This window comes from Sphingobacterium sp. NPDC055431 (assembly GCF_053644255.1).
Genome location: NZ_JBSHLH010000015.1, coordinates 91,203 through 110,113, shown reverse-complemented (window position 1 = coordinate 110,113; position 18,911 = coordinate 91,203). Strand labels below are relative to the sequence as shown.

The 18,911-nt window shown below is 40.8% G+C and carries 15 protein-coding genes and 1 riboswitch; of the genes, 7 read left to right on the top strand and 8 right to left on the bottom strand.

The features are described from left to right. Positions 1–239 precede the first annotated feature (239 nt). The 3 genes from ACWIB3_RS13765 to ACWIB3_RS13755 form a co-directional block, all read right to left on the bottom strand. Positions 240–1,196, bottom strand: a complete 957-nt coding sequence (locus ACWIB3_RS13765; RefSeq protein ID WP_185213942.1) for a methylenetetrahydrofolate reductase — start codon at positions 1,194–1,196, stop codon at positions 240–242. Positions 1,197–1,243: 47 nt separating this feature from the next. Continuing rightward, positions 1,244–1,344: riboswitch (SAM riboswitch) on the bottom strand. 180 nt (positions 1,345–1,524) lie between these two features. Next, positions 1,525–2,052, bottom strand: a complete 528-nt coding sequence (gene rimM, locus ACWIB3_RS13760; RefSeq protein WP_185213941.1) for a ribosome maturation factor RimM — start codon at positions 2,050–2,052, stop codon at positions 1,525–1,527. Between the two features lie 134 nt (positions 2,053–2,186). Then, positions 2,187–2,723, bottom strand: coding sequence for a 30S ribosomal protein S16 (locus ACWIB3_RS13755; protein ID WP_185213940.1), 537 nt, complete (start codon positions 2,721–2,723; stop codon positions 2,187–2,189). Positions 2,724–2,934: 211 nt separating this feature from the next. Between ACWIB3_RS13755 and ACWIB3_RS13750 the strand changes: the two genes are divergently transcribed. From ACWIB3_RS13750 to ACWIB3_RS13725, 6 genes are all read left to right on the top strand, one after another. Next, complete coding sequence (locus ACWIB3_RS13750) at positions 2,935–6,309, top strand: UvrD-helicase domain-containing protein (RefSeq protein ID WP_313189476.1); 3,375 nt, start codon at positions 2,935–2,937, stop codon at positions 6,307–6,309. Positions 6,310–6,318: 9 nt separating this feature from the next. After that, the gene (locus ACWIB3_RS13745; protein ID WP_313511887.1) at positions 6,319–9,216 is read left to right on the top strand and encodes a PD-(D/E)XK nuclease family protein; all 2,898 of its coding nucleotides are present in this window, start codon (positions 6,319–6,321) and stop codon (positions 9,214–9,216) included. A gap of 32 nt (positions 9,217–9,248) precedes the next feature. Further along, on the top strand, positions 9,249–10,148 hold the full coding sequence (locus ACWIB3_RS13740; protein WP_185213937.1) for a LysR substrate-binding domain-containing protein: 900 nt from the start codon (positions 9,249–9,251) through the stop codon (positions 10,146–10,148). Positions 10,149–10,220: 72 nt separating this feature from the next. Continuing rightward, the gene (locus ACWIB3_RS13735; RefSeq protein ID WP_313189478.1) at positions 10,221–11,264 is read left to right on the top strand and encodes a c-type cytochrome; all 1,044 of its coding nucleotides are present in this window, start codon (positions 10,221–10,223) and stop codon (positions 11,262–11,264) included. A gap of 41 nt (positions 11,265–11,305) precedes the next feature. Further along, entirely contained in the window at positions 11,306–11,743 is a 438-nt protein-coding gene (locus ACWIB3_RS13730; protein WP_454291891.1) for a DsrE family protein, read from the top strand. Between the two features lie 33 nt (positions 11,744–11,776). Beyond that, on the top strand, positions 11,777–12,694 hold the full coding sequence (locus ACWIB3_RS13725) for a molybdate ABC transporter substrate-binding protein (RefSeq protein ID WP_313189480.1): 918 nt from the start codon (positions 11,777–11,779) through the stop codon (positions 12,692–12,694). Positions 12,695–12,762: 68 nt separating this feature from the next. On the opposite strand, the gene ACWIB3_RS13720 is transcribed toward ACWIB3_RS13725, so the two are convergent. The 3 genes from ACWIB3_RS13720 to ACWIB3_RS13710 form a co-directional block, all read right to left on the bottom strand. Continuing rightward, positions 12,763–13,632, bottom strand: coding sequence for a cupin-like domain-containing protein (locus ACWIB3_RS13720; RefSeq protein WP_093101040.1), 870 nt, complete (start codon positions 13,630–13,632; stop codon positions 12,763–12,765). A gap of 277 nt (positions 13,633–13,909) precedes the next feature. Beyond that, entirely contained in the window at positions 13,910–14,677 is a 768-nt protein-coding gene (locus ACWIB3_RS13715) for a uroporphyrinogen-III synthase (protein WP_185213933.1), read from the bottom strand. 10 nt (positions 14,678–14,687) lie between these two features. Then, positions 14,688–15,638: a DUF4271 domain-containing protein gene (locus ACWIB3_RS13710; RefSeq protein ID WP_313189481.1), complete on the bottom strand. Its 951-nt coding sequence runs from the start codon at positions 15,636–15,638 to the stop codon at positions 14,688–14,690. A gap of 71 nt (positions 15,639–15,709) precedes the next feature. Between ACWIB3_RS13710 and ACWIB3_RS13705 the strand changes: the two genes are divergently transcribed. After that, positions 15,710–16,276, top strand: a complete 567-nt coding sequence (locus ACWIB3_RS13705; RefSeq protein WP_313189482.1) for a DNA-3-methyladenine glycosylase I — start codon at positions 15,710–15,712, stop codon at positions 16,274–16,276. Here the strand turns inward: ACWIB3_RS13705 and ACWIB3_RS13700 are convergent. Both ACWIB3_RS13700 and ACWIB3_RS13695 read right to left on the bottom strand, forming a co-directional pair. Further along, positions 16,269–16,820 (bottom strand): phosphoribosyltransferase, encoded by a 552-nt coding sequence (locus tag ACWIB3_RS13700; RefSeq protein ID WP_185213930.1) that lies wholly within the window; start codon positions 16,818–16,820, stop codon positions 16,269–16,271. The two genes, ACWIB3_RS13705 and ACWIB3_RS13700, sit on opposite strands and share 8 nt — an antisense overlap. Before the next feature lie 2 nt (positions 16,821–16,822). After that, positions 16,823–18,901, bottom strand: a complete 2,079-nt coding sequence (locus ACWIB3_RS13695) for a transglycosylase domain-containing protein (protein WP_313511891.1) — start codon at positions 18,899–18,901, stop codon at positions 16,823–16,825. Between the last annotated feature and the right edge of the window lie 10 nt (positions 18,902–18,911).

The following is an 18,911-nucleotide window of genomic DNA, read 5'->3' as shown; positions in this document are numbered from 1 at the left end:
TTTCTTCCAAAAAGGCCTTATCATTGCTGGATTTTCAGGAGCTTTATTTGGATTTGTTTTACCCACATTCCGAAAACTCGCAAAATGAATAGAATTTTATCCAAGTCATTCTCGAAGCTGTCTCGAAGCTGTCTCGAATGAGACTGCTATATTGGTTAAAAAACTCTCCTCATGATAAACGACAAAAGGCGAATGAAATCATCCGCCCTTTGTTCTTATTTTAGAGTTAGTCAATTTAATTACACTAATTTTTCAACGATATTTTTAGTAGGTCCAGGATTACTCATGGTGTAGAAATGCAGTACTGGAACTCCAAAGTCTATTAATTCCTTACATTGCTGTACTAGCCATTCTTCGCCAACTCGCCTAACATCCGCATTGGTTTTACAGGATTCCACGGCATCGCTTAGGTCTTCTGGAATATCCAAGTGGAAAATCCGAGGAAGGGTAATCAATTGCTTCTTGGTTGTCAACGGCTTCAGTCCCGGAATAATAGGAACATGAATATCATTTTCCCTACACTTCGTCACAAATTCCTTATATTTTTCTACGTTAAAAAACATTTGGGTAACGATAAATTCAGCTCCCATTTCTACCTTTTTCTTCAACCATTTAAAATCGGTATTGAAGTTAGGTGATTCAAAATGTTTCTCGGGGTATCCGGCAACGCCGATACAGAAATTGGTCTTTTCGGATGAGCCTATATCTTCATGTAGGTAGGAACCTTCGTTCATATCCACCACTTGTCGCAATAGGTCGGTTGCATAAGCATGTCCTCCAGCGGTTGGGATAAAGTCGGCATCACCTTTTCTGGCATCACCTCTCAGCACCAATACATTATCGATACCTAAGAAGTTCAGGTCGATAAGTGCGTTTTCAGTTTCTTCTTTGGTGAAACCACCGCAGATCAGATGCGGAACCGCATCAACTTTATATTTACTCATGATGGCAGCACAGATGGCTACCGTACCAGGTCTTTTTCTATAGGATACCCTTTCCAACAATCCGTTAGCATGTTGTTTGTACAGGTAATCCTCACGGTGGTACGTCACATCGATAAAGGGAGGTTTGAATTCCATCAGTTCATCCATCGTTTGGAAGATACTTTGGATACCCTGCCCTTTAGCAGGAGGTAACAGCTCAAAAGAATATAAGGTCTTGCCTTTCGCGTTCTTGATGTGATCTACGATTTTCATAAAAATATATTAAGGCTTAGAGAGAACACAGTGAACACTGATTCTTTGGCTTATCTTTCCCATTTTGGGGGTAGAATGTAGCACCTTGACTGGTGTCAGGTTGCTAAGGCTTCAGCGGGTCTAGTCCCTCTGCCTTTCTCTATAAGCGAGGGCTAATATCGTCAATAGCAAGGTAATCTCAAAATGTTTCAAGAAAAAACTTTGCGGATGGCATTGAATCAGAAGGAATCAGGGTTGGATGGATGGGACATATAAATGAATGGAAGAAGGTATGATCATAAAAAAATGGGCGTTTATGAAACGCCCATTCTCTTTTCAAAATATCTTATTAATCTTCTAGGTACATATCTATCAAACCTTCAGGAAGGTTCAATACGATAATCTTTTCTTCGGGGTCTATGCCGACGATGAAGTCCTCATTAAGGGGAAACATGGCGTCTCGGCCATCGATATCTACGGTTGCGATAAATTGCTGTGGCATCTCTTGGACATGGGTAATTTCGCCCAATTCGCCTTCGTCTTCCTCAATGGCGGTATAACCTACCAGATCATGATAGGTAAAATCATCGGGATCACGTTCTGGCATTTTATCGTTTGGCAGGTAGATTTGCTTTCTCAATAAAGGTTGGGCTTTGTCAATATGGTCAACATCTTCAAAGTTGACATAAGCTGTGCTGTTATTGTGAAATTTGACCTTTTCTACAAAGAATGGCACCAATTTCTTGTCCATCTCCAAGAAAACTACATCCAGATCAAGGTCCATATAGTTATCAAATTCAAAAAACAGTTGCAGTTCACCCTTCAACCCTCGGGTTTTACTGACATAACCGATATAAAAACATTGATCTTTCGTCATATTCACAAATTAATTTCCAAAAATACGGAATTCTTTTTCTGTTGGGATTTTAGGGATGTAAAATCAAGATAAAATGGGAACAAAAAAGCCGGTTCATAGAATGATCCGGCCATTTTGAATACTTTATGAAGAGATTATCCTTCAGTTTCTTCAGTGTTTTCAGTAGCATCAGCAGCTTCTTCTGCTTCTTCTGTAGCTGTTTCTTCAGCAACAGGAGCGTTTTTAGCAGCGATAGCAGCAGCTCTGTCTTCTTTTTTCTTAGCTTCAGCAGCTAAAGCAGCTTTCTTAGTCTCATCTTTAGATTTCGCTAAGCCTGATTTCTTTCCTTCGATTTGAGCATCTTTACCTTCAGCCCATTTAGTGAAAAGTTCTTCAGCTTTAGCTTCATCAAAAGCTCCTTTTTTCACACCGCCTTGTAAGTGTTTTTTGTATAAAACACCTTTGTAAGAAAGGATAGCGCGAACTGTGTCAGTAGGTTGGGCACCTTTGTTCATCCAGTCTAACGCTTTTTCGAAATCCAAAACGATAGTTGCTGGGTTAGTGTTTGGGTTGTAAGAACCTAAACGCTCGATGAACTTACCATCACGTGGTGAACGGCCGTCTGCTACTACTACGTGGTAAAAAGGTTTTCCTTTTTTACCGTGTCTCTGCAATCTGATTTTAGTTGCCATGTTTTTTCTTTATTTATGTATTCAACATATCCCCCGTTGCTTCATGCAGGAGGGGACGCAAAGATACAAAGTATTATCAATTAATACAATAGAGAATTTAAAGCTGTTTTATCTGTAAAATATGCCCTCCTTCCGAGCTATAATCTTGAAAAAGATTTGAGTAATCTCCTAATAATACCGATATTCAGATACTTCAAACCATTGACATCTTATGCAAAGAATTGCTCCTTTAAGGATTGTAAAAGCTTCCGCTGGATCTGGAAAAACATTTTCTCTCACCGTACATTACCTGACCCTGTTGCTATCAAAAGAGAGCAGCTATCGGGAAATCCTCGCCGTTACCTTTACCAACAAGGCTACAGCCGAAATGAAAGGCCGTATCATGTCCGTCCTTCATGGCTTGGCAATCGGCAGTACAGCAGATGACATTGAGCAGTACAGACAGCAATTATTGCAGCAGAACACGCAATGGGACCCTGTAAGCATTCAGGAAAAAGCCAATCGGATCTACAGGAGGATCCTCCATGACTACAGCCATTTCTCGGTAAGTACCATTGACGGGTTTTCGCAAAAGGTGATCCGTAGTTTTACCTACGAACTGAACCTCGATTCTGGCTATGCCATCGAGATGAACACCAACAAAGTGAAGCGTGACCTGACCGTTATGCTAAACCAACTATTGGATGAAAGACCTGACCTGTTGGAATGGATCATCAACTATGCTGAACAGAAGATCGGGAAGAATGAGAACTGGAACTACCGACAGCAGTTAATGGGTTTGGCAGGGTTGATTTTCTCGGAGAACTTCCAGGAGTTTGACAGTTTTATGATTTCTGCTGATACAGACAGGATCTTCAACCTGCTCAACAAAGAAATTGATGAAAAGACGAATGCCTTTTTGGATGCCTTGGTTCAAGGAATAGAAACTTTCAAAGCTGAATATCGCCGATTGGGGGTTGATGATTCAGAAATGAAGGGAAAGTCCAGAAACAGACTCGTAGCGGCCAGCAAGATCAACATAGACCCCAAAAAGATTTCTACCTCTGATATCCAGGAAAAGATATTTGACAAGTTTTTGGTTTTGTTGGATAATGAAGAGCATTATATTGACGATAAAAAGGAGGTTAGGTATGAATACATGCAGGGCATCCGTCCGGCATTGGACGCCATCCTTTCCCTACAGCAGCATTTTGCAAATTATATTGCTTACCAAGCCGTACAGACCAACCTGTATTTCCTGAGGTTGCTCAAGGAAATGAGTGACCTACTGAGTCAATGGAGAAAGGAAAACTCTGCACAATTGATCTCGGATGCGCAGATACTGCTAAACAAATTGGGTTTAGATGAACACAGTGACCCGACCTTTATCTGGGAGAAGATTGGCAACCGATACAATTATTTCCTGTTTGATGAGTTTCAGGACACTTCACGCATACAATGGAAAAACTATAGCCCATTGCTCCTAAATGCCCTTGCTGATGCTACGGGCAAGATTGCTGAGCATCTAGTGGTAGGCGATGTGAAACAGAGTATTTATCGTTGGCGAAATGGGGACTGGCGGATCCTTTTGCAACAGATTGACCAGCAGGTTTCGCAGAATTTCCACCTCAAGGAAAATCAAATAAATGAATTTATAGATAACGGAACGTTGGACACTAATTTCCGCAGCCTTCCGAATATCATTAATTTCAACAACTACCTATACGAAAAGATCCCTAGTCTATTGCAGCAAGTTTTGAACGAGAAAGTTGGCGAAAGTCTGGGCGAAGAAGGCATGACTTGGTGGAATGCTACGGGCAACAATAGCCTACTTGAAAAAGCTTATCAAAACAGCAGGCAACTGATCCCTGAACATAAGCTTCAGAACGGCAAACCCATGGGAAATATCGAAATCTCCTTTTTCCCTGTCAGTGATGGTCGAGCGCGGAACAATCAAGTGATGGAGGCTTCGGTAGAAGCCCTTTGTTCCAAGATTGCCGAATGGATCAGGACCGGAAAATATAAGCCAGCGGATATTGGGATCCTTGTCAGGAGCAATGCGCAGGCAAAATTGGTCATTCAAGAACTGATGCGCTTCAAAAACACCGAGAACCTCAACTTTGAGGTCATCTCTGGAGACGCCCTAAGTCTAATATCGAACCATGCCGTCAATCTGATCATTGAAACCTTAAGGTCTTTGGTTTTTCAATCGGAGAAACACGTTTTACACCTTGCCAACATGGCTTATCTTTTCCAATTGGCGCAGGGGAAATCCAACTTCGAGGAATCGATATGGCTGAAGTTCAAGGACAATAGTATTAAGGAACTGTCGGATGTGCTTCCGCTTACATTGATAGACTCATGGAGTCAATTGCAAAAAATGCCTTTGGTCCATCTGGTGGAAAAACTGATCGATGTTTATCAATTAGGGAATGAAGGAAGTATTCATTTACCATACCTTTTAGCCTTCAAGGATATCGCTACGGCTTTCTCCACCCAAGGGGAACGTGGAATCATACAATTCCTGGAATATTGGGATGAGGATGGCGAAAGGGCTGTACTGCCGTCGAGTGGCAAGGTCGATGCCATAGAGGTCAGTACAATACATAAATCTAAGGGATTGGCCTATGAGGTGGTGATGATCCCATTCTCTTCCTGGAAACTGGATGGAATGACCAATGGCGATTTTTGGATCGATGTAATGGATTCTCCTTTTTCAGAACTCGGAAAAATACCTGTAAAATATACCCAAACCTTAGGCAAGTCGATCTTTTACAAACAATATTTTGAAGAGATGCTGTTTAACTATATGGATGCCCTAAACACTTTTTATGTGGCAACCACAAGGGCAAAAAGCCATCTCTATATTACTGCGCCTCAATTTAAAGATGAGGTTGACAAGAAAACCGGTGAGATATTAGGTTCCGAGGTCAAGAATGATTTTATTTCAGACCTTTTGATTCAGGTCCTATCTGCCAGCAATTCTCCATTCCGATTAGAGAACAATGAATTTATTCTTTTGGATGAGCCATTAGCCGCTGAGCAGTCAAGCAAGAAAAAGGAAACTGAACAAGCTAGCATAAAAATTGAACTGAAGGATTATCCACAATCTTTAGCGCTAGAAACTGCTTTGGAAAAATCGACCTCAAGGAACATCAACACCATTTTGATGATGGAGAAGGCTGCACAATATGGGGTACTGGCACATGAGATCGTTTCGCTGGTAAAGGATGAATCGGAAATCGACAAACTGGTAAACCAATATATTGAGGAAGGTATTTTGGCCAGGGAAGAGAAGGACCTTCTCCTGGAAGAAATACAGCAGATCTGGAACCATCCAATCATTAACCAATGGTTGACGGGAAATTATAAGGTGTGGAATGAATCGAGCATCATCCTGGAGGATGGCAGTACCCAAAGACCGGACAAGGTGTTTACCAATGATCAGGAAACCATCGTATTGGACTTTAAATTTACTCAAGGAGATTATATCAATCATAAAACGCAGGTAGGAAGATACATGAATGCATTGAGCAATGTAGGTTACGGCCATATCAAAGGCTATCTATACTACGCTAAGTCGAAAGAATTAGTGGAGGTGAAATAAGGAAAGAACATGGAAAAAGCATTTTTAAGACTCGTTGCAGAAGACATTCAGGCTGAGTTTGGCCAAGACATATCAGATATTGCCATTGTATTCAATAATAAGAGGCCTATTACCTATCTGAAAAAACATTTGGTAGATGTATATGGAAAGGCCATTTGGTCACCACAGTTCTTTACCATTCAGGAGTTTTTTGCCCAATCAAGCAGTAATTTGCAGGCAACGGCATTAAGTCAGTTCTTCTACCTTTTTGAACTGCACAACGAATTATTGACCAAGGAAGGTCGTGATCCAGAGACCCTGGAGGAGTTCTACCCTATTGCGGAGATCATCTTAAGTGATTTTGGGCAGATCGACTATGATCTGGTACCGGTAGACCAGATCTATATGGAGTTGTTCGATACCTCCGAAATAGACCTTCATTTCCAACATTTCACGGAAGAGCAACAGTCATTCATCAAGCAGTTTTGGAAATCCTTTAGCATGAAAGGCCATACAGCCGTTCAGCAGCGCTTTTTGGCGCTATGGAAGCGATTACCAAAACTATATAAAGCATTTCAGGAGAAATTAAAAAACGAGAAGCAGACCAACTACCCTATTCTATATCGGGAATTGGCCGAAGGTAAAGCCGAGAATCAAGACTTTATCAAAGAGCACAAGAAAGTGCTTTTTGTAGGTTTCAACGCCTTGAACAGAGCTGAAGCACAATTGTTCAAAAAGTGGCAGGAAGAGGGTTTGGCTTTGTTTTACTTCGATGCGGATGCGCATTACCTGGATGATAAAATTCAGGAGGCGGGTTTATTCCTACGTCGGAACTTATTTAATACCGGCCTAGTCAATGCCTTGGGAGAATCGCCAAATCTTATTGCCAACCGGAATACGGATGTCAATCTATACAAAAGCCTTGGAAAAAACAGTGAAGCAAAATTGCTGCACGATGTTCTGGCAGTAAAGAACATAGATTTCAATAAGGAAACGGCAGCAATTCTGTTGGCTGATGAAAGTCTGTTGGTGCCCTTGCTGCAAAGTCTACCCAATATGGACATCAATATTACCACAGGATACCCCTTGATCCAATCAGCTATTTATGGATTGCTAGATCTATGGGCAGAAGTGCAGTTATTGATCACTCAACAGAAAAAGGAAAAAATACCTTATCAGCTATTGGAGACCTTCCTGAGCCATCCAATGACCAAGGTTAGTCGGAAACAGAAGCAAGATATACAGCGGGATTCTGCCAAGAGGCAGCTTTTTGAAATTCCGATTGCTGAGATTGATGTAAGTGGTTCAGCGCTTCCACATTTCTTCAGAAAACTAAATAATCCGGAAGAGCTTATCCCTCAAATGATCAAAATCATCGATGATCTGTTGAGCAGTCTTGCCTTGGAAGGAAGAACCAAACTGATCGAATCAAACCTTTTGATCGAAACCAAAAAGGTATTGAATCAGATGCACCTCGGTTTTGAAAAGCTGGGTAACTTGAGCGTGCTGTTCCAAGTTGGCTTGATCAAGAAAGCATTATCTCCGATCAATTCAGCTATTGAAGGGGATCAGCTTCACGGATTGCAGATCATGGGTCTGCTTGAAAGTAGATGTTTGAATTTTGACCATGTGTATGTTTTAGGGGTCAATGAAGGAATTCTCCCGAAAACTTCCAGCTCTCCTACCTTTCTGCCGAATAACTTACGGAAGGCATACGGACTTCCTGTTTTAGAAAACCAGGACGCTCTTTCTGCTTATTTATTTTATAGACATTTCCAATACAGCGATGATATACACCTGTTCTACAACGGAATCGTGGATGAAAGCAGTACGGGCGAGGAAAGTAGGTTCATCAAGCAGTTGATGTTTGAAACTAAGTTTAATTTCATCAACCATATCCAACAACAGCCTTTATTGTTTCCTAATCAACCTCAGGAATTGGTCATCGAGAAAAAAGGAGCGATTTGGAACAAGCTTTATGAGAGCTATATCATCAATAAAAAACCGCTTTCAGCATCGGCATTTACTACCTACCTGATGTCACCGTTGCAGTTTTTCCTGAAATATGTGGCTGAGATCAAAGAACCACCCAGCATATCTCAGGAGTTTGAGATGAATAAACTGGGGACGGTCATTCATAACTGCATGGAACATCTGCTAACGGCTATATTAGACCGTAAAGATTTTGTTCCAACTTCGGAATTGGAGAAAGCACTTGAAAAAGTGGATACGGTCGTAATTCAGGAAATCGGCAGGCAATATGAATCGGAATTGCACACCTTGGAAGACCTGAACAGTTTGCAACGTATCATGCATAAAATATCTTCTGAATACATCAAGATGTACCTGCAATATGATATGGAGCAATATGAATCGATCAAGATCGTGGAATTGGAAAATGATGTGGATTATCATTTGGACTTCGAGATCAATATCAATGGCACTCCTGAGATGATCAATCTATTTGGGATCATTGACCGTGTGGATGAGGTAGTTACGAAGAATGGACAGCATAAACTTCGGATTGTGGACTATAAAACTGGGGCAGATCAAGTTATTTTTGGTAATTTGGATAAAGTATTTGCCGAAAACACCGAAAACAAAGCCTTATTGCAGACCTTATTTTACGCTTATGTCTATGAACAGGTTTCAGGACTGAAAGGATTGGAGCCTCATCTATATGTTGCAAGACGTATGCGCGAAGATGGCACCTTATTTAGGAACAGAAGTGGTAGTTTGGTTTTTGAAAACTTAAACTTGGAGGATCAAAAGAAGGTATTTATAGGATTCTTGAAAGAAACATTAGAGGAATTGTTCAATCCTGAGATACCATTCAAACATAATCCAGATGCTATAGTTTATCCTTCAGACCCGTACACCTTGTTTTATAAGTACAGTGTTGCAGAAAAGGCAGAAGAGGAGGCTTAAGTACGGTAAAACTTTATTTTGCAAGAATATTCATGTTAGAAGTCAATTTTAGGATCAAGGTTTTTTATCATGCCGCGAGGGATTTAAGCTTTACCAAAGCATCTAGAGAACTAAACATCAGTCAACCTGCAGTTTCCAAACATATTCAAGAACTGGAGAATACCATTGGTCAGGCGCTATTTTTGCGTAATGGCAGCAGAATCCTGTTGACTGAGGCTGGTGCTACCTTAATGGAATCGGTGAAGGTCATCATCCATGAATATGAATTGGCTGATTATAAGCTGGGGCTGCTCAACAATCAAATCCGTGGAAACTTGGTCATTGGTGCCAGCACAACCCTTGCGCAATATATCTTACCGAAGCTAATTGCCAAGTTTTCTGAACAGAACCCGCTGATCAACATCAAGCTGTTTACCGGCAATACGGCTCAGGTGGATCGCTGGCTCTATGAAAGGAAGATTGGTTTGGGCTTTGTGGAAGGTATCGCAGAAGACCAATCCCTGAAATACAACAAGATCCTGGATGACCAGTTGATATGGGTAGCCAGAACCACCCACCCCCTATTTAAGCAATCACCTATCTGCTTGGATGAGCTCAAAAAACAGGAGTTTATCTTCAGGGAGCCTGGCTCTGGAACGAATGACATCGTATTCCAGAAGTTTAGTGAAAATGATATCAATGCCAGGGATCTGGTAAATCGGGTACAGATGTCGAGTTCAGAATCAATTAAACAATATATACGATATAGTAATGCCATTGGGATTCTATCTAAATATGCCGTTCAGAATGAATTGGAGAATGGAATTCTAAAACAAATAGAAGTTGAGGGCTTCGAAATCAACAGAGAGTTATATTTAGTTCATCTTCACGGGGAGCTGTCAGGGCTTCCAAAACAGTTTATACGCTTTATCAATCAATCACTTACAAAGTAAGATAACCTGAGGTTATAGCCCATAACATTTTACCGTTTTAGCGACTCCATTAACAAGCTTAAGTTTGTTCATATGGAAAACGATTTAAACAAACCACAAAACCTTCTCAAGGAAGTAAATAAGATTGCCAAACAGACAAAAATCGTGGCAGGCTTATTTATTTTCATCGTATTCGTTGTCCTCATGCAAGCATTGGGGTTCAACACCAATATATTTAAGGCCAAACTAGCTGCTGACAAAAAGCAGGATAGCGTGGCGACCAATTCCGTGAACCTGATCAAAGACTTTAAAATGGCGCCCTATCCTGATTCTGAGGAAGGGAAAATGGCCGCCTATGGGGAAAAATTAATCAAAGAAACGCCCAAATACCTGGGTCCCAACAACAAGCATGGCGAGGTGTTTTCGGGCAATAACCTTGCCTGTGGCAGTTGTCACCTTAATGGCGGAACAAAGGAATATGCAGCCCCCTATATCGGCTTAAGCGCCTTATTCCCTATATATAGCGGCCGTGAGGGCAAAGTTGCAACAATAGAGGAAAGAATCAATGGCTGCTTCGAAAGGAGCATGAACGGCAAGAAACTGCCCTCAGAGAGCAAGGAGATGATTGCCATCGTGAGTTATATCAAACACTTGAGTAAAGATGTTAAAGTTGGAAGCAGGATAGAAGGTCAAGGCTTCGTGAAACTAGAGGCTCCTGACCGCAAGGCCGATCTACAACATGGGGAGTCAGTATTCAAGACACAATGTATGAGCTGCCATCAAGCTAACGGCCTTGGTTTGCCTAAAAAAGCTGATGAACCAGAGGAAGGTTATTTATATCCTCCACTTTGGGGTTCCGACTCATTCAATGATGGCGCGGGCATGGGTAGAATGCTGACCGCAGCTAAATTCATCAAGGGCAATATGCCATTGGGAGCAAGTGCTGACGCTCCTATCCTATCAGATGAAGAGGCATATGATGTAGCGGCCTACATCAATTCCTTTGAAAGGCCTTCGAAAGCGAATAAAGAAAACGACTATCCTGATCTGAGCAAGAAACCAAAGGACAGCCCTTATCCGCCATTCGCTGATAAAATACCAGAAGAACAACATAAATACGGACCTTTTAATTTTTAAAAAGCATGAGAAATATAATTATTATTTGCAGTCTATTTTTAATGACTAGCAGCCTAGTAAAGGCACAAAGCAAATCAATTGACAACAAATTGATTGAAAACGCCAAGTTTAGTGGCGCGGAGACTCACCATAAACACTATAAAGCCATCTATCAATTGGACAGCAACAATCCTGATGTTGTTAAAAAGGCTTTTAGGAACATCAAGAACGTCTTGAATGACCCACGCTTAAAGGATAAGATCGAAGTGGAGTTGATAACTTTCTCTGGCGGTACTGAAGTGATGTTAAAAGACTCAGGCTATGAAGAAGCATTGAAAGAACTGATCGATAAAGGAGTCACAGTGGCTCAGTGTACAAACTCTCTGCATGAGAGAAAACTGAAAAAAGAACAGTTATATGATTTTATCGGCTATGTACCGAGTGGCAATGGTGAACTGGTGATCCGTGCTTCAGAAGGCTGGGTAATCGTAAAACCATAATACACCTTAATCCATTGTAGAAATATTGAATATATGAAGAATTTAAAACGAATATTATTACTTGCTGTTATATTGTTGATGAACAAAGCATTTGCCCAAGACCCTTTTCAATATGATCCACCATGGAATACGCCGCCAAAGTCGGCAGTTGATTTCACCGTTCCAGGTATAGACAATGTCCCGGATCTGTTTGGTGATATCGTAGACCCTCAGTTAGTGGTGTTTTTTGCAGGAAACCAATTTATGGTCATGGATGATCTATTGGACGCCTTCAAAAAGAAACATCCTAAATATGAAAGGATCTTTGTGGAAACATTGCCTCCGGGCATCTTGGCCAAACAGATAGAGGGTGGATCAATCACCATCGGAAATATGAGGATCACCCATAAACCTGATGTTTATGCAGCTGGTAAAAACAGGATCGACAGTATGCAAAACCACTTCTCTAGAACAGAGGTCTATGCATACAATAAATTAGCGATCATGGTTCCTCAAGGAAATCCTAAAGCTGTAAAAACAGTCCAAGATCTAGCCAAGAAAGATGTGAAGATCGCCATGCCTAACCCTGCATGGGAAGGAATAGGAAGACAGATTGTATCGGTCTATAAAAAGTTAGGTGGCGAACAATTGGAGAAAACCATCATGAAGGATAAAGTAGCTGATGGCTCAACGTACTTAACCAAGATTCATCACAGGGAAAGCCCTATGAAAATCCTTTATAAAGAGGTTGATGCAGCCCCAGTTTGGTATTCGGAGGTCGTATATCAAAAGCTATTAGATCATCCCGTAGAGATGGTTGAAATTCCAAATGACCAGAATATCAGAGCAACATACATGATTGCTGAGATGAAAAACGCTCCAAGAGCTCAAGCGGCAAAAGATTTTGTGGATTTCATGAAATCTGATGAAGCAAAAGCGATCTACAAGAAATATGGATTTGAAACACCATAGTTTGTTTAATTAAAAAGAGAAGGGTTCCAATCCATGATTGGAACCCTTCTCTTTTTATAGCTATTCGCTTATTTCTTATATTTTCTGATGGCTTTGTTCGCTCTTTTGGTTGCGGTGTCGATTTTATAATCGAGCCATTTATCTTTAAAGATCTTACGCATGGTGTCATCAAAGTGGCGTGTTACGAAAAGGTTCCTAGCACCCTTCAGTTTCTCGCTCAATGAATTCGCCAAAGCGCGTACAGAAATAGAATATCCCTCAGTTTCATATTGGATATAATGCCACCATCCAGCAGGCATATACAAGGTCTCACCTGGATTGATTACCGCTTCATAACCATCTAAAAATTCTAAGCCTGGATAATCCTTTACATCGCTCTTTTTCAAGTTGGCAATGCTATGGAAGTTATAAGGCAATTTATACATAAGGTCAGACTGGTTGTTCGGGAATAACCAGATACGCTTTGCTCCTTGGAATTGCGAGATGAATACATGGGACATATCGATATCAAAGTGGTTCCTAGTTGCAGAACCTTCACCACCGAAGAACATATAGGGTAACCACTGGATGACCTTGCCACCTGTAACATCATTGAATATAACGTCTTTTTTCAGCTCAGGTCTTATTTTCATAAGGTTAAACAAGAATAGACGAAGCTCAGTAGGTTCTTTACGGATCATATCCAAGTACTCTCCAAAGGTCATCTTTCCAACCGGAGGACTTGCTGCATGGTTTTGTGACTCCTCTTCCCGACCATAAACGTCGATTTTTTCGTTACCCGCTATTTCCTTGAAATAGTCGTAGCTCCACTTATTCCAACAAGGGCTATCCTTACTGATAAAGTCCTTGATGATAACAGGCTGACTCTTATTCAGATAGTCCCTAACAAAATCTTTAGGAGCTATTCCAGATATACTATTAACAGGTTTTAATTTCACAATATTCCCATTTTTGAGTTAATGCAAACATAAAAAAAATATTTCTACAATAAATATACCCAACCCACATGAAGGGAATATTTATGACTATTTTTTGGTAATGTAGGGAGAATATATTTATCAAAAAATGATAAATATCAAATTTGTAAGTGTTTCTTGATAATCGCTTTACGATGTTTTAGCTGAGATAAACAGAAGGTTTGTTGACCCATTACGGGAAACCATAAAAAAAGGCTACCCTTCTCAGGATAGCCTAAATATTATTTTGGGCAATTGCCTACTTGTTAACCTGTTTGATGTACTGCTCAATGGCCATTGTCATACTTGGAGCATTCGGTGTCGGTGCTGGGATATCCAGGATCAGACCATGTTCCAATAATGCCTGTTGAGTAGTAGCGCCAAATGCAGCGACACGGGTGTTGTTCTGTACAAAATCAGGGAAGTTCTCATACAAGGACTGTACACTGGAAGGACTGAAGAACACGATGATATCGTAAAAAACATCTTTCAAGTCCTTGATGTCCGAAATCACTGTTTTGAATAGCACAGCTGGCGTGAAATCATATCCATTTTCTTGCAACCAGCGCTGAGTTTCCTCATTGGCAACGTCAGAACAAGGAAATAGGAATTTCTCTTTGTTGTGCTTTTTCAGGACATCCTCAAGATCCTGTGCGGTTTGCTTTCCGAAGAAAATCTTGCGCTTACGATATTGAATGTATTTCTGAAGGTACAAGGCAATGGTTTCAGAAATACAGAAATATTTTAGTTCCGCAGAAACTTCAAATCGCATTTCCTCACATACCCTAAAGAAATGATCTACTGCATTTTTACTGGTGAAAATGACTGCAGAAAAATCTGCAAAATTAACCTTCTCTTTTCTGACATCTTTTGCAGAGACGCCTTCAACATGGATGAACCCTCTGAAGTCTAATTTTAAATTATACTTCTCGGCTAGTGTGAAGTAGGGAGATTTATCGTTTTCAGGCTTTGGTAAAGTAACTAAAATGCTCTTTACTTTTTTGGATCTTTCTACATCAATCTGCATATACTCTTTCTTAATTACTTAGTGACCTCACTAATATCAAAATTGGTGCTAATTCGAGACTGCAAAGATAAAGAATTAAATAAAAAATAGAAAATTTGAAATGACCGAACAGGTGAAAAGCAGTCCTAATAAACCTATACGAGAATAAAATAATTACAATACAAATGTAAATTATTGAGATAGTTTGAAAATAATATGCAGGAATAAACACTACAGCCAACAAAAAGGGCATTAGGAAAAACATGCTATTAAAATAAACTAGGTAAAGAATTGCAATATATTCCCTTACAATTTTATCTAATTGAAATACAAATGATACAAAGCGGATGATCAGGATCTTTGCAATAAACAGCAAAGCGATGAAACCGGAGTTCTTGAGGAAGTTTTCAAAAGTTAGATAATTTTTGTCGCCGAAGCTTGACATGATCACCACCACAAACAATCCCAGGGACAAACTAAAAACGGCGTACAAAAAGATATACGGCCACGAAGTCGCTAGGTTATCTTCCTTACTGACCTGAAGCAATAACCGCTCTTTGTAATAGGCATCGACTATAATCTTAAGCTCCACCGGAAATACAATCCGAAGTACCCCTAACATCAAGAACAAAAGGAATACGATCAACAGGACCCATGCAGGCCTGTTACTCTTCTCGATCCCATCCTGCAAGGCAGACTGTTTATGGTGCTTCCCTACTTCTTCAATCCCGAAATAAAGATCTTGATTCCCTCTTTTCAGCGTAGAATCATAGGCTACTTTCAAATAATTGATTCCCTTATCCGGGAAAAGAATAATTTGACTATTTTTAAGGTTGTTGTCCAAGGACTCAAAGATGGCCACTCGTGCAAGAGAGTCTTTGATAGCAACGGAATCCACTAACAGCACGGAGTCAACAGGCAATGTTTGGCCATAACTTTTAGGAGCAAAGAAAATGCTGCTAAAAATTAAAACCCATATCATATAAAATCTGTTGATGTGCTTCATGAAAGGCGTAAAGTTAGGACAAAATAATTGCTTTAGAAATTGAAAACATGAGTAAAAAAGAAATTGTAAGATGCGGCTGGTGTGGCACGGATGAATTGTACCAAGAATACCATGACAAAGAGTGGGGAAAACCAGTAAAAGACGACAAAGTACTGTTTGAATTCCTGATCTTGGAGTCTGCACAGGCTGGTCTAAGCTGGATTACGATCCTGAGAAAAAGAGAGGGCTACAAAAAGGCTTTCTCCAATTTTGATTACAAGAAGATAGCGAAATATACAGAGGAAGATGTGGAAAGGCTATTGCAGGATCCGGGCATTATCAGGAACCGCTTGAAAATAAACAGCACGATCCATAACGCAAAAGCCTTTATGGATATCCAAAAGGAATTTGGAAGCTTTTATAACTATCTATATAGCTTTCTTCCAGACCAGAAACCTATCATCAACAAGCTGGAATCATTACAGGATGCTGTTGCAACCACGGAGCTTTCAGACCGCATCGCTAAAGATCTTAAGAAACGAGGCATCAAGTTCTTTGGGTCCACCACCTGTTATGCCTATATGCAGGCCGTTGGCATGGTGAATGACCACCTAACCACATGCAGCTTTAGATAGCGCCGGTACGGGGGATATTTTTATAGATATTTTGAAGGTTACGGCATTGCCCATTATAGTCCAATCCGTAGCCTACAACAAATTCTTTCTCGATTTCAAAGCCCACATACATGATATTGTCGAAGGAATACAGGAGGCAATCGGGCTTTAAGAGCAAGGTCGCAACGGATATGCTGGCCACCCCTAATCGCTCCAATGCTTCAATGGTATGGACCAGAGAACGGCCCGAATCCACCACGTCCTCCACGATTACGATATGCCTGCCTTCCAGCGACATGCCCACTCCTATCAGCTCATGTATTTCGCCTTGGTCGGTCCCAGCATAGGAAGCCAACTTCACGAAAGACATTTCACAGGGAATATGCACCTGCTTCATCAGGTCGGCCATAAACATAAAGCAGCCATTCAATACGCCGACAAATACAGGATGTTGGTCTTCATACCTCAGGTTGATATCAATCCCAATCAAGCGGATCCTTTTCTGGATTTGCTCATAATCAATCATGAGCTCAAATTCCAAATCGTCGATAAATATATTCTTCATGATTAATCGTTTTGTTCTGAACTGCCCTTGCCAAAAAGTTTCTCCAATAAGGATTTGCGGATTTGCTCTTCCCTATCGATTTCATCCACCATATCCTTGATATCATCATGGTTCATCATGGAATCAGGCACACCCTTAGGTCTTGGCGGACGTAGGTTAGGCTGAAGTTCCACTTGATAGAATCCATAATTTCCAGGAACGTTCTCCCCTTCCAGCTGGTTCATTTTATTCATGATATAGCCATAGGTATTGAAATGCTTCATCACCCAAGGTTTCAGGTGGCCGGTATAATCAAAGGATGAAAGGCCGGTTTTCGGTCTAGGAATAATGCTAGACAGGTACAAGCTCTCGCCGATGGTCAGTTCTGAAGGCTTCTTGCCAAAATAATATTTTGAAGCTTCTGCTATGCCATATACATTTTTACCCCATTCGATGATATTCAGGTATACTTCCAACAGGCGGTCCTTGCTGACCTGCTTGGACTGCTCCATGAGCCATACCAGCAGGATCTCCTCAAACTTCCGCATCATGGTCTTGTTCCGGTTCAAGTACAGGTTCTTGATCAGCTGCATGGAGATTGTACTGGCTCCACGTTTAAATTTTCTCTCCTTGATGTTGGTCACGATGGAAAGCTGGAAAGCCTCCAGTTCAAAACCATTATGTTTATAGAAAAACGGATCCTCCGTATTCAACACCGTTTTCTTCAAGATCGGAGCAATCTGATCCAAAGGCGTAAAATTAGGATTGGAAACATCCAATTTTATATCCCTCATCTTAAGGGTATCCTCATAGGCCTCATAAACAAATGGACCATTTAGGGCTGCAATATCGGCTTTTCCCCATTTCTTGACCTTTAGGTTTTTATCATCGATCTTGGAGGCAAACTTCAGATCATCCGGATCATCCAGGTCCACATTGAAATCCATGTCATATTGTATGTCACCTTCCACTTGGATACCATCCAGGTTCTCAAACAATCCCGCTGGAAGGGCATCAAAGAAATTTTGGGCCTTGAACATACCAGTATGCACGGCCATCTCCAATATCTTCTTCGGTTTACGGGTAAACTTCAGTTTTGGCTGAAAGGAAAAATCCTTTACCTCCACTTTGGTACCTTGCACCAATTCGATCGTATTTTCAGAAACCAGGAATCCCCCATCTGCCGAGCCACCCGGCAAAACAATGGTTTCTTCGGAAAGTCGATGGTGGTTCACCCTTAAATTCTTGGCACTGACCCCACCTAGCATCTCCAAACTTTCCTTGCCCTTCCGAGCCACATTATCCAGATGGAAACTCAATTCATCAAAACTCACATTCAAGCCAAAACGCCTCCCAATAAAGGGTATCTGCGCATCCTTATTATCCGATGATATGGTTACATTGGCCGTCTGACGGCTTGAATTGATGTTCCCTTTAAAATTCCATTTTGCTTCCTGTTCATTGAGGAACACATCGATATCATAGTCGCCATCATCGATCTTCCCTTCAGGAATCTTTACCACTTGGGTAGAAGAAGAATCTTGAAAGGATAGGCTAACATTTTCTAAATTTAAATTATTCGGAACGGCCTGAAAAGCTCTCTTCAAAAGGTTATCAATGGTTTCGGCCAAGGTCTTGGTTTCGGTCACTTCTTTGGTACTGTCTACTTCAGACTTCTTGCGGAACAGGAAATCATAATTGGCGGTACTATCATGCTTGACCAAGGTGATATCCGCGTTTTTAAGGTCTAATTCATCCAGCTGTACCGTTCCTGAAAGTAGGGGGAATAATTTAACAGACACCTTGAACTCATCGATAGAGGCCAGTTGTTCTGCACTATCGGGAATCAGCTTTACCCGTTGAAAATCTACGGTGGTCAAACCTGCAAATTCATACTTTTGGACTTCAAAATTCAAAGCATAATCATCCTTCAATTTCTTCTGCACCTTAGCAACAGCCTTGTTCAGCATATCCCCACGCACAGACATCGCCCATATAAAACCTATTGACAACACCGCTAGGATGCTCGCTGCAGTTATAATGAACCATCTCTTCTTAACGAAACTGAAATCGGGAATCTTGATATTTTTTACGTCTAACATATATTAATGT

Coding starts and splice junctions, on each gene's coding strand:
- ACWIB3_RS13765 (WP_185213942.1), bottom strand. CDS start 1,196: ATGAAAATCGTAGATCACATCAAGAACGCGAAAGGCAAGACCTTATAT.
- rimM (WP_185213941.1), bottom strand. CDS start 2,052: ATGACGAAAGATCAATGTTTTTATATCGGTTATGTCAGTAAAACCCGA.
- ACWIB3_RS13755 (WP_185213940.1), bottom strand. CDS start 2,723: ATGGCAACTAAAATCAGATTGCAGAGACACGGTAAAAAAGGAAAACCT.
- ACWIB3_RS13750 (WP_313189476.1), top strand. CDS start 2,935: ATGCAAAGAATTGCTCCTTTAAGGATTGTAAAAGCTTCCGCTGGATCT.
- ACWIB3_RS13745 (WP_313511887.1), top strand. CDS start 6,319: ATGGAAAAAGCATTTTTAAGACTCGTTGCAGAAGACATTCAGGCTGAG.
- ACWIB3_RS13740 (WP_185213937.1), top strand. CDS start 9,249: ATGTTAGAAGTCAATTTTAGGATCAAGGTTTTTTATCATGCCGCGAGG.
- ACWIB3_RS13735 (WP_313189478.1), top strand. CDS start 10,221: ATGGAAAACGATTTAAACAAACCACAAAACCTTCTCAAGGAAGTAAAT.
- ACWIB3_RS13730 (WP_454291891.1), top strand. CDS start 11,306: ATGACTAGCAGCCTAGTAAAGGCACAAAGCAAATCAATTGACAACAAA.
- ACWIB3_RS13725 (WP_313189480.1), top strand. CDS start 11,777: ATGAAGAATTTAAAACGAATATTATTACTTGCTGTTATATTGTTGATG.
- ACWIB3_RS13715 (WP_185213933.1), bottom strand. CDS start 14,677: ATGCAGATTGATGTAGAAAGATCCAAAAAAGTAAAGAGCATTTTAGTT.
- ACWIB3_RS13710 (WP_313189481.1), bottom strand. CDS start 15,638: ATGATATGGGTTTTAATTTTTAGCAGCATTTTCTTTGCTCCTAAAAGT.
- ACWIB3_RS13705 (WP_313189482.1), top strand. CDS start 15,710: ATGAGTAAAAAAGAAATTGTAAGATGCGGCTGGTGTGGCACGGATGAA.
- ACWIB3_RS13700 (WP_185213930.1), bottom strand. CDS start 16,820: ATGAAGAATATATTTATCGACGATTTGGAATTTGAGCTCATGATTGAT.
- ACWIB3_RS13695 (WP_313511891.1), bottom strand. CDS start 18,901: ATGTTAGACGTAAAAAATATCAAGATTCCCGATTTCAGTTTCGTTAAG.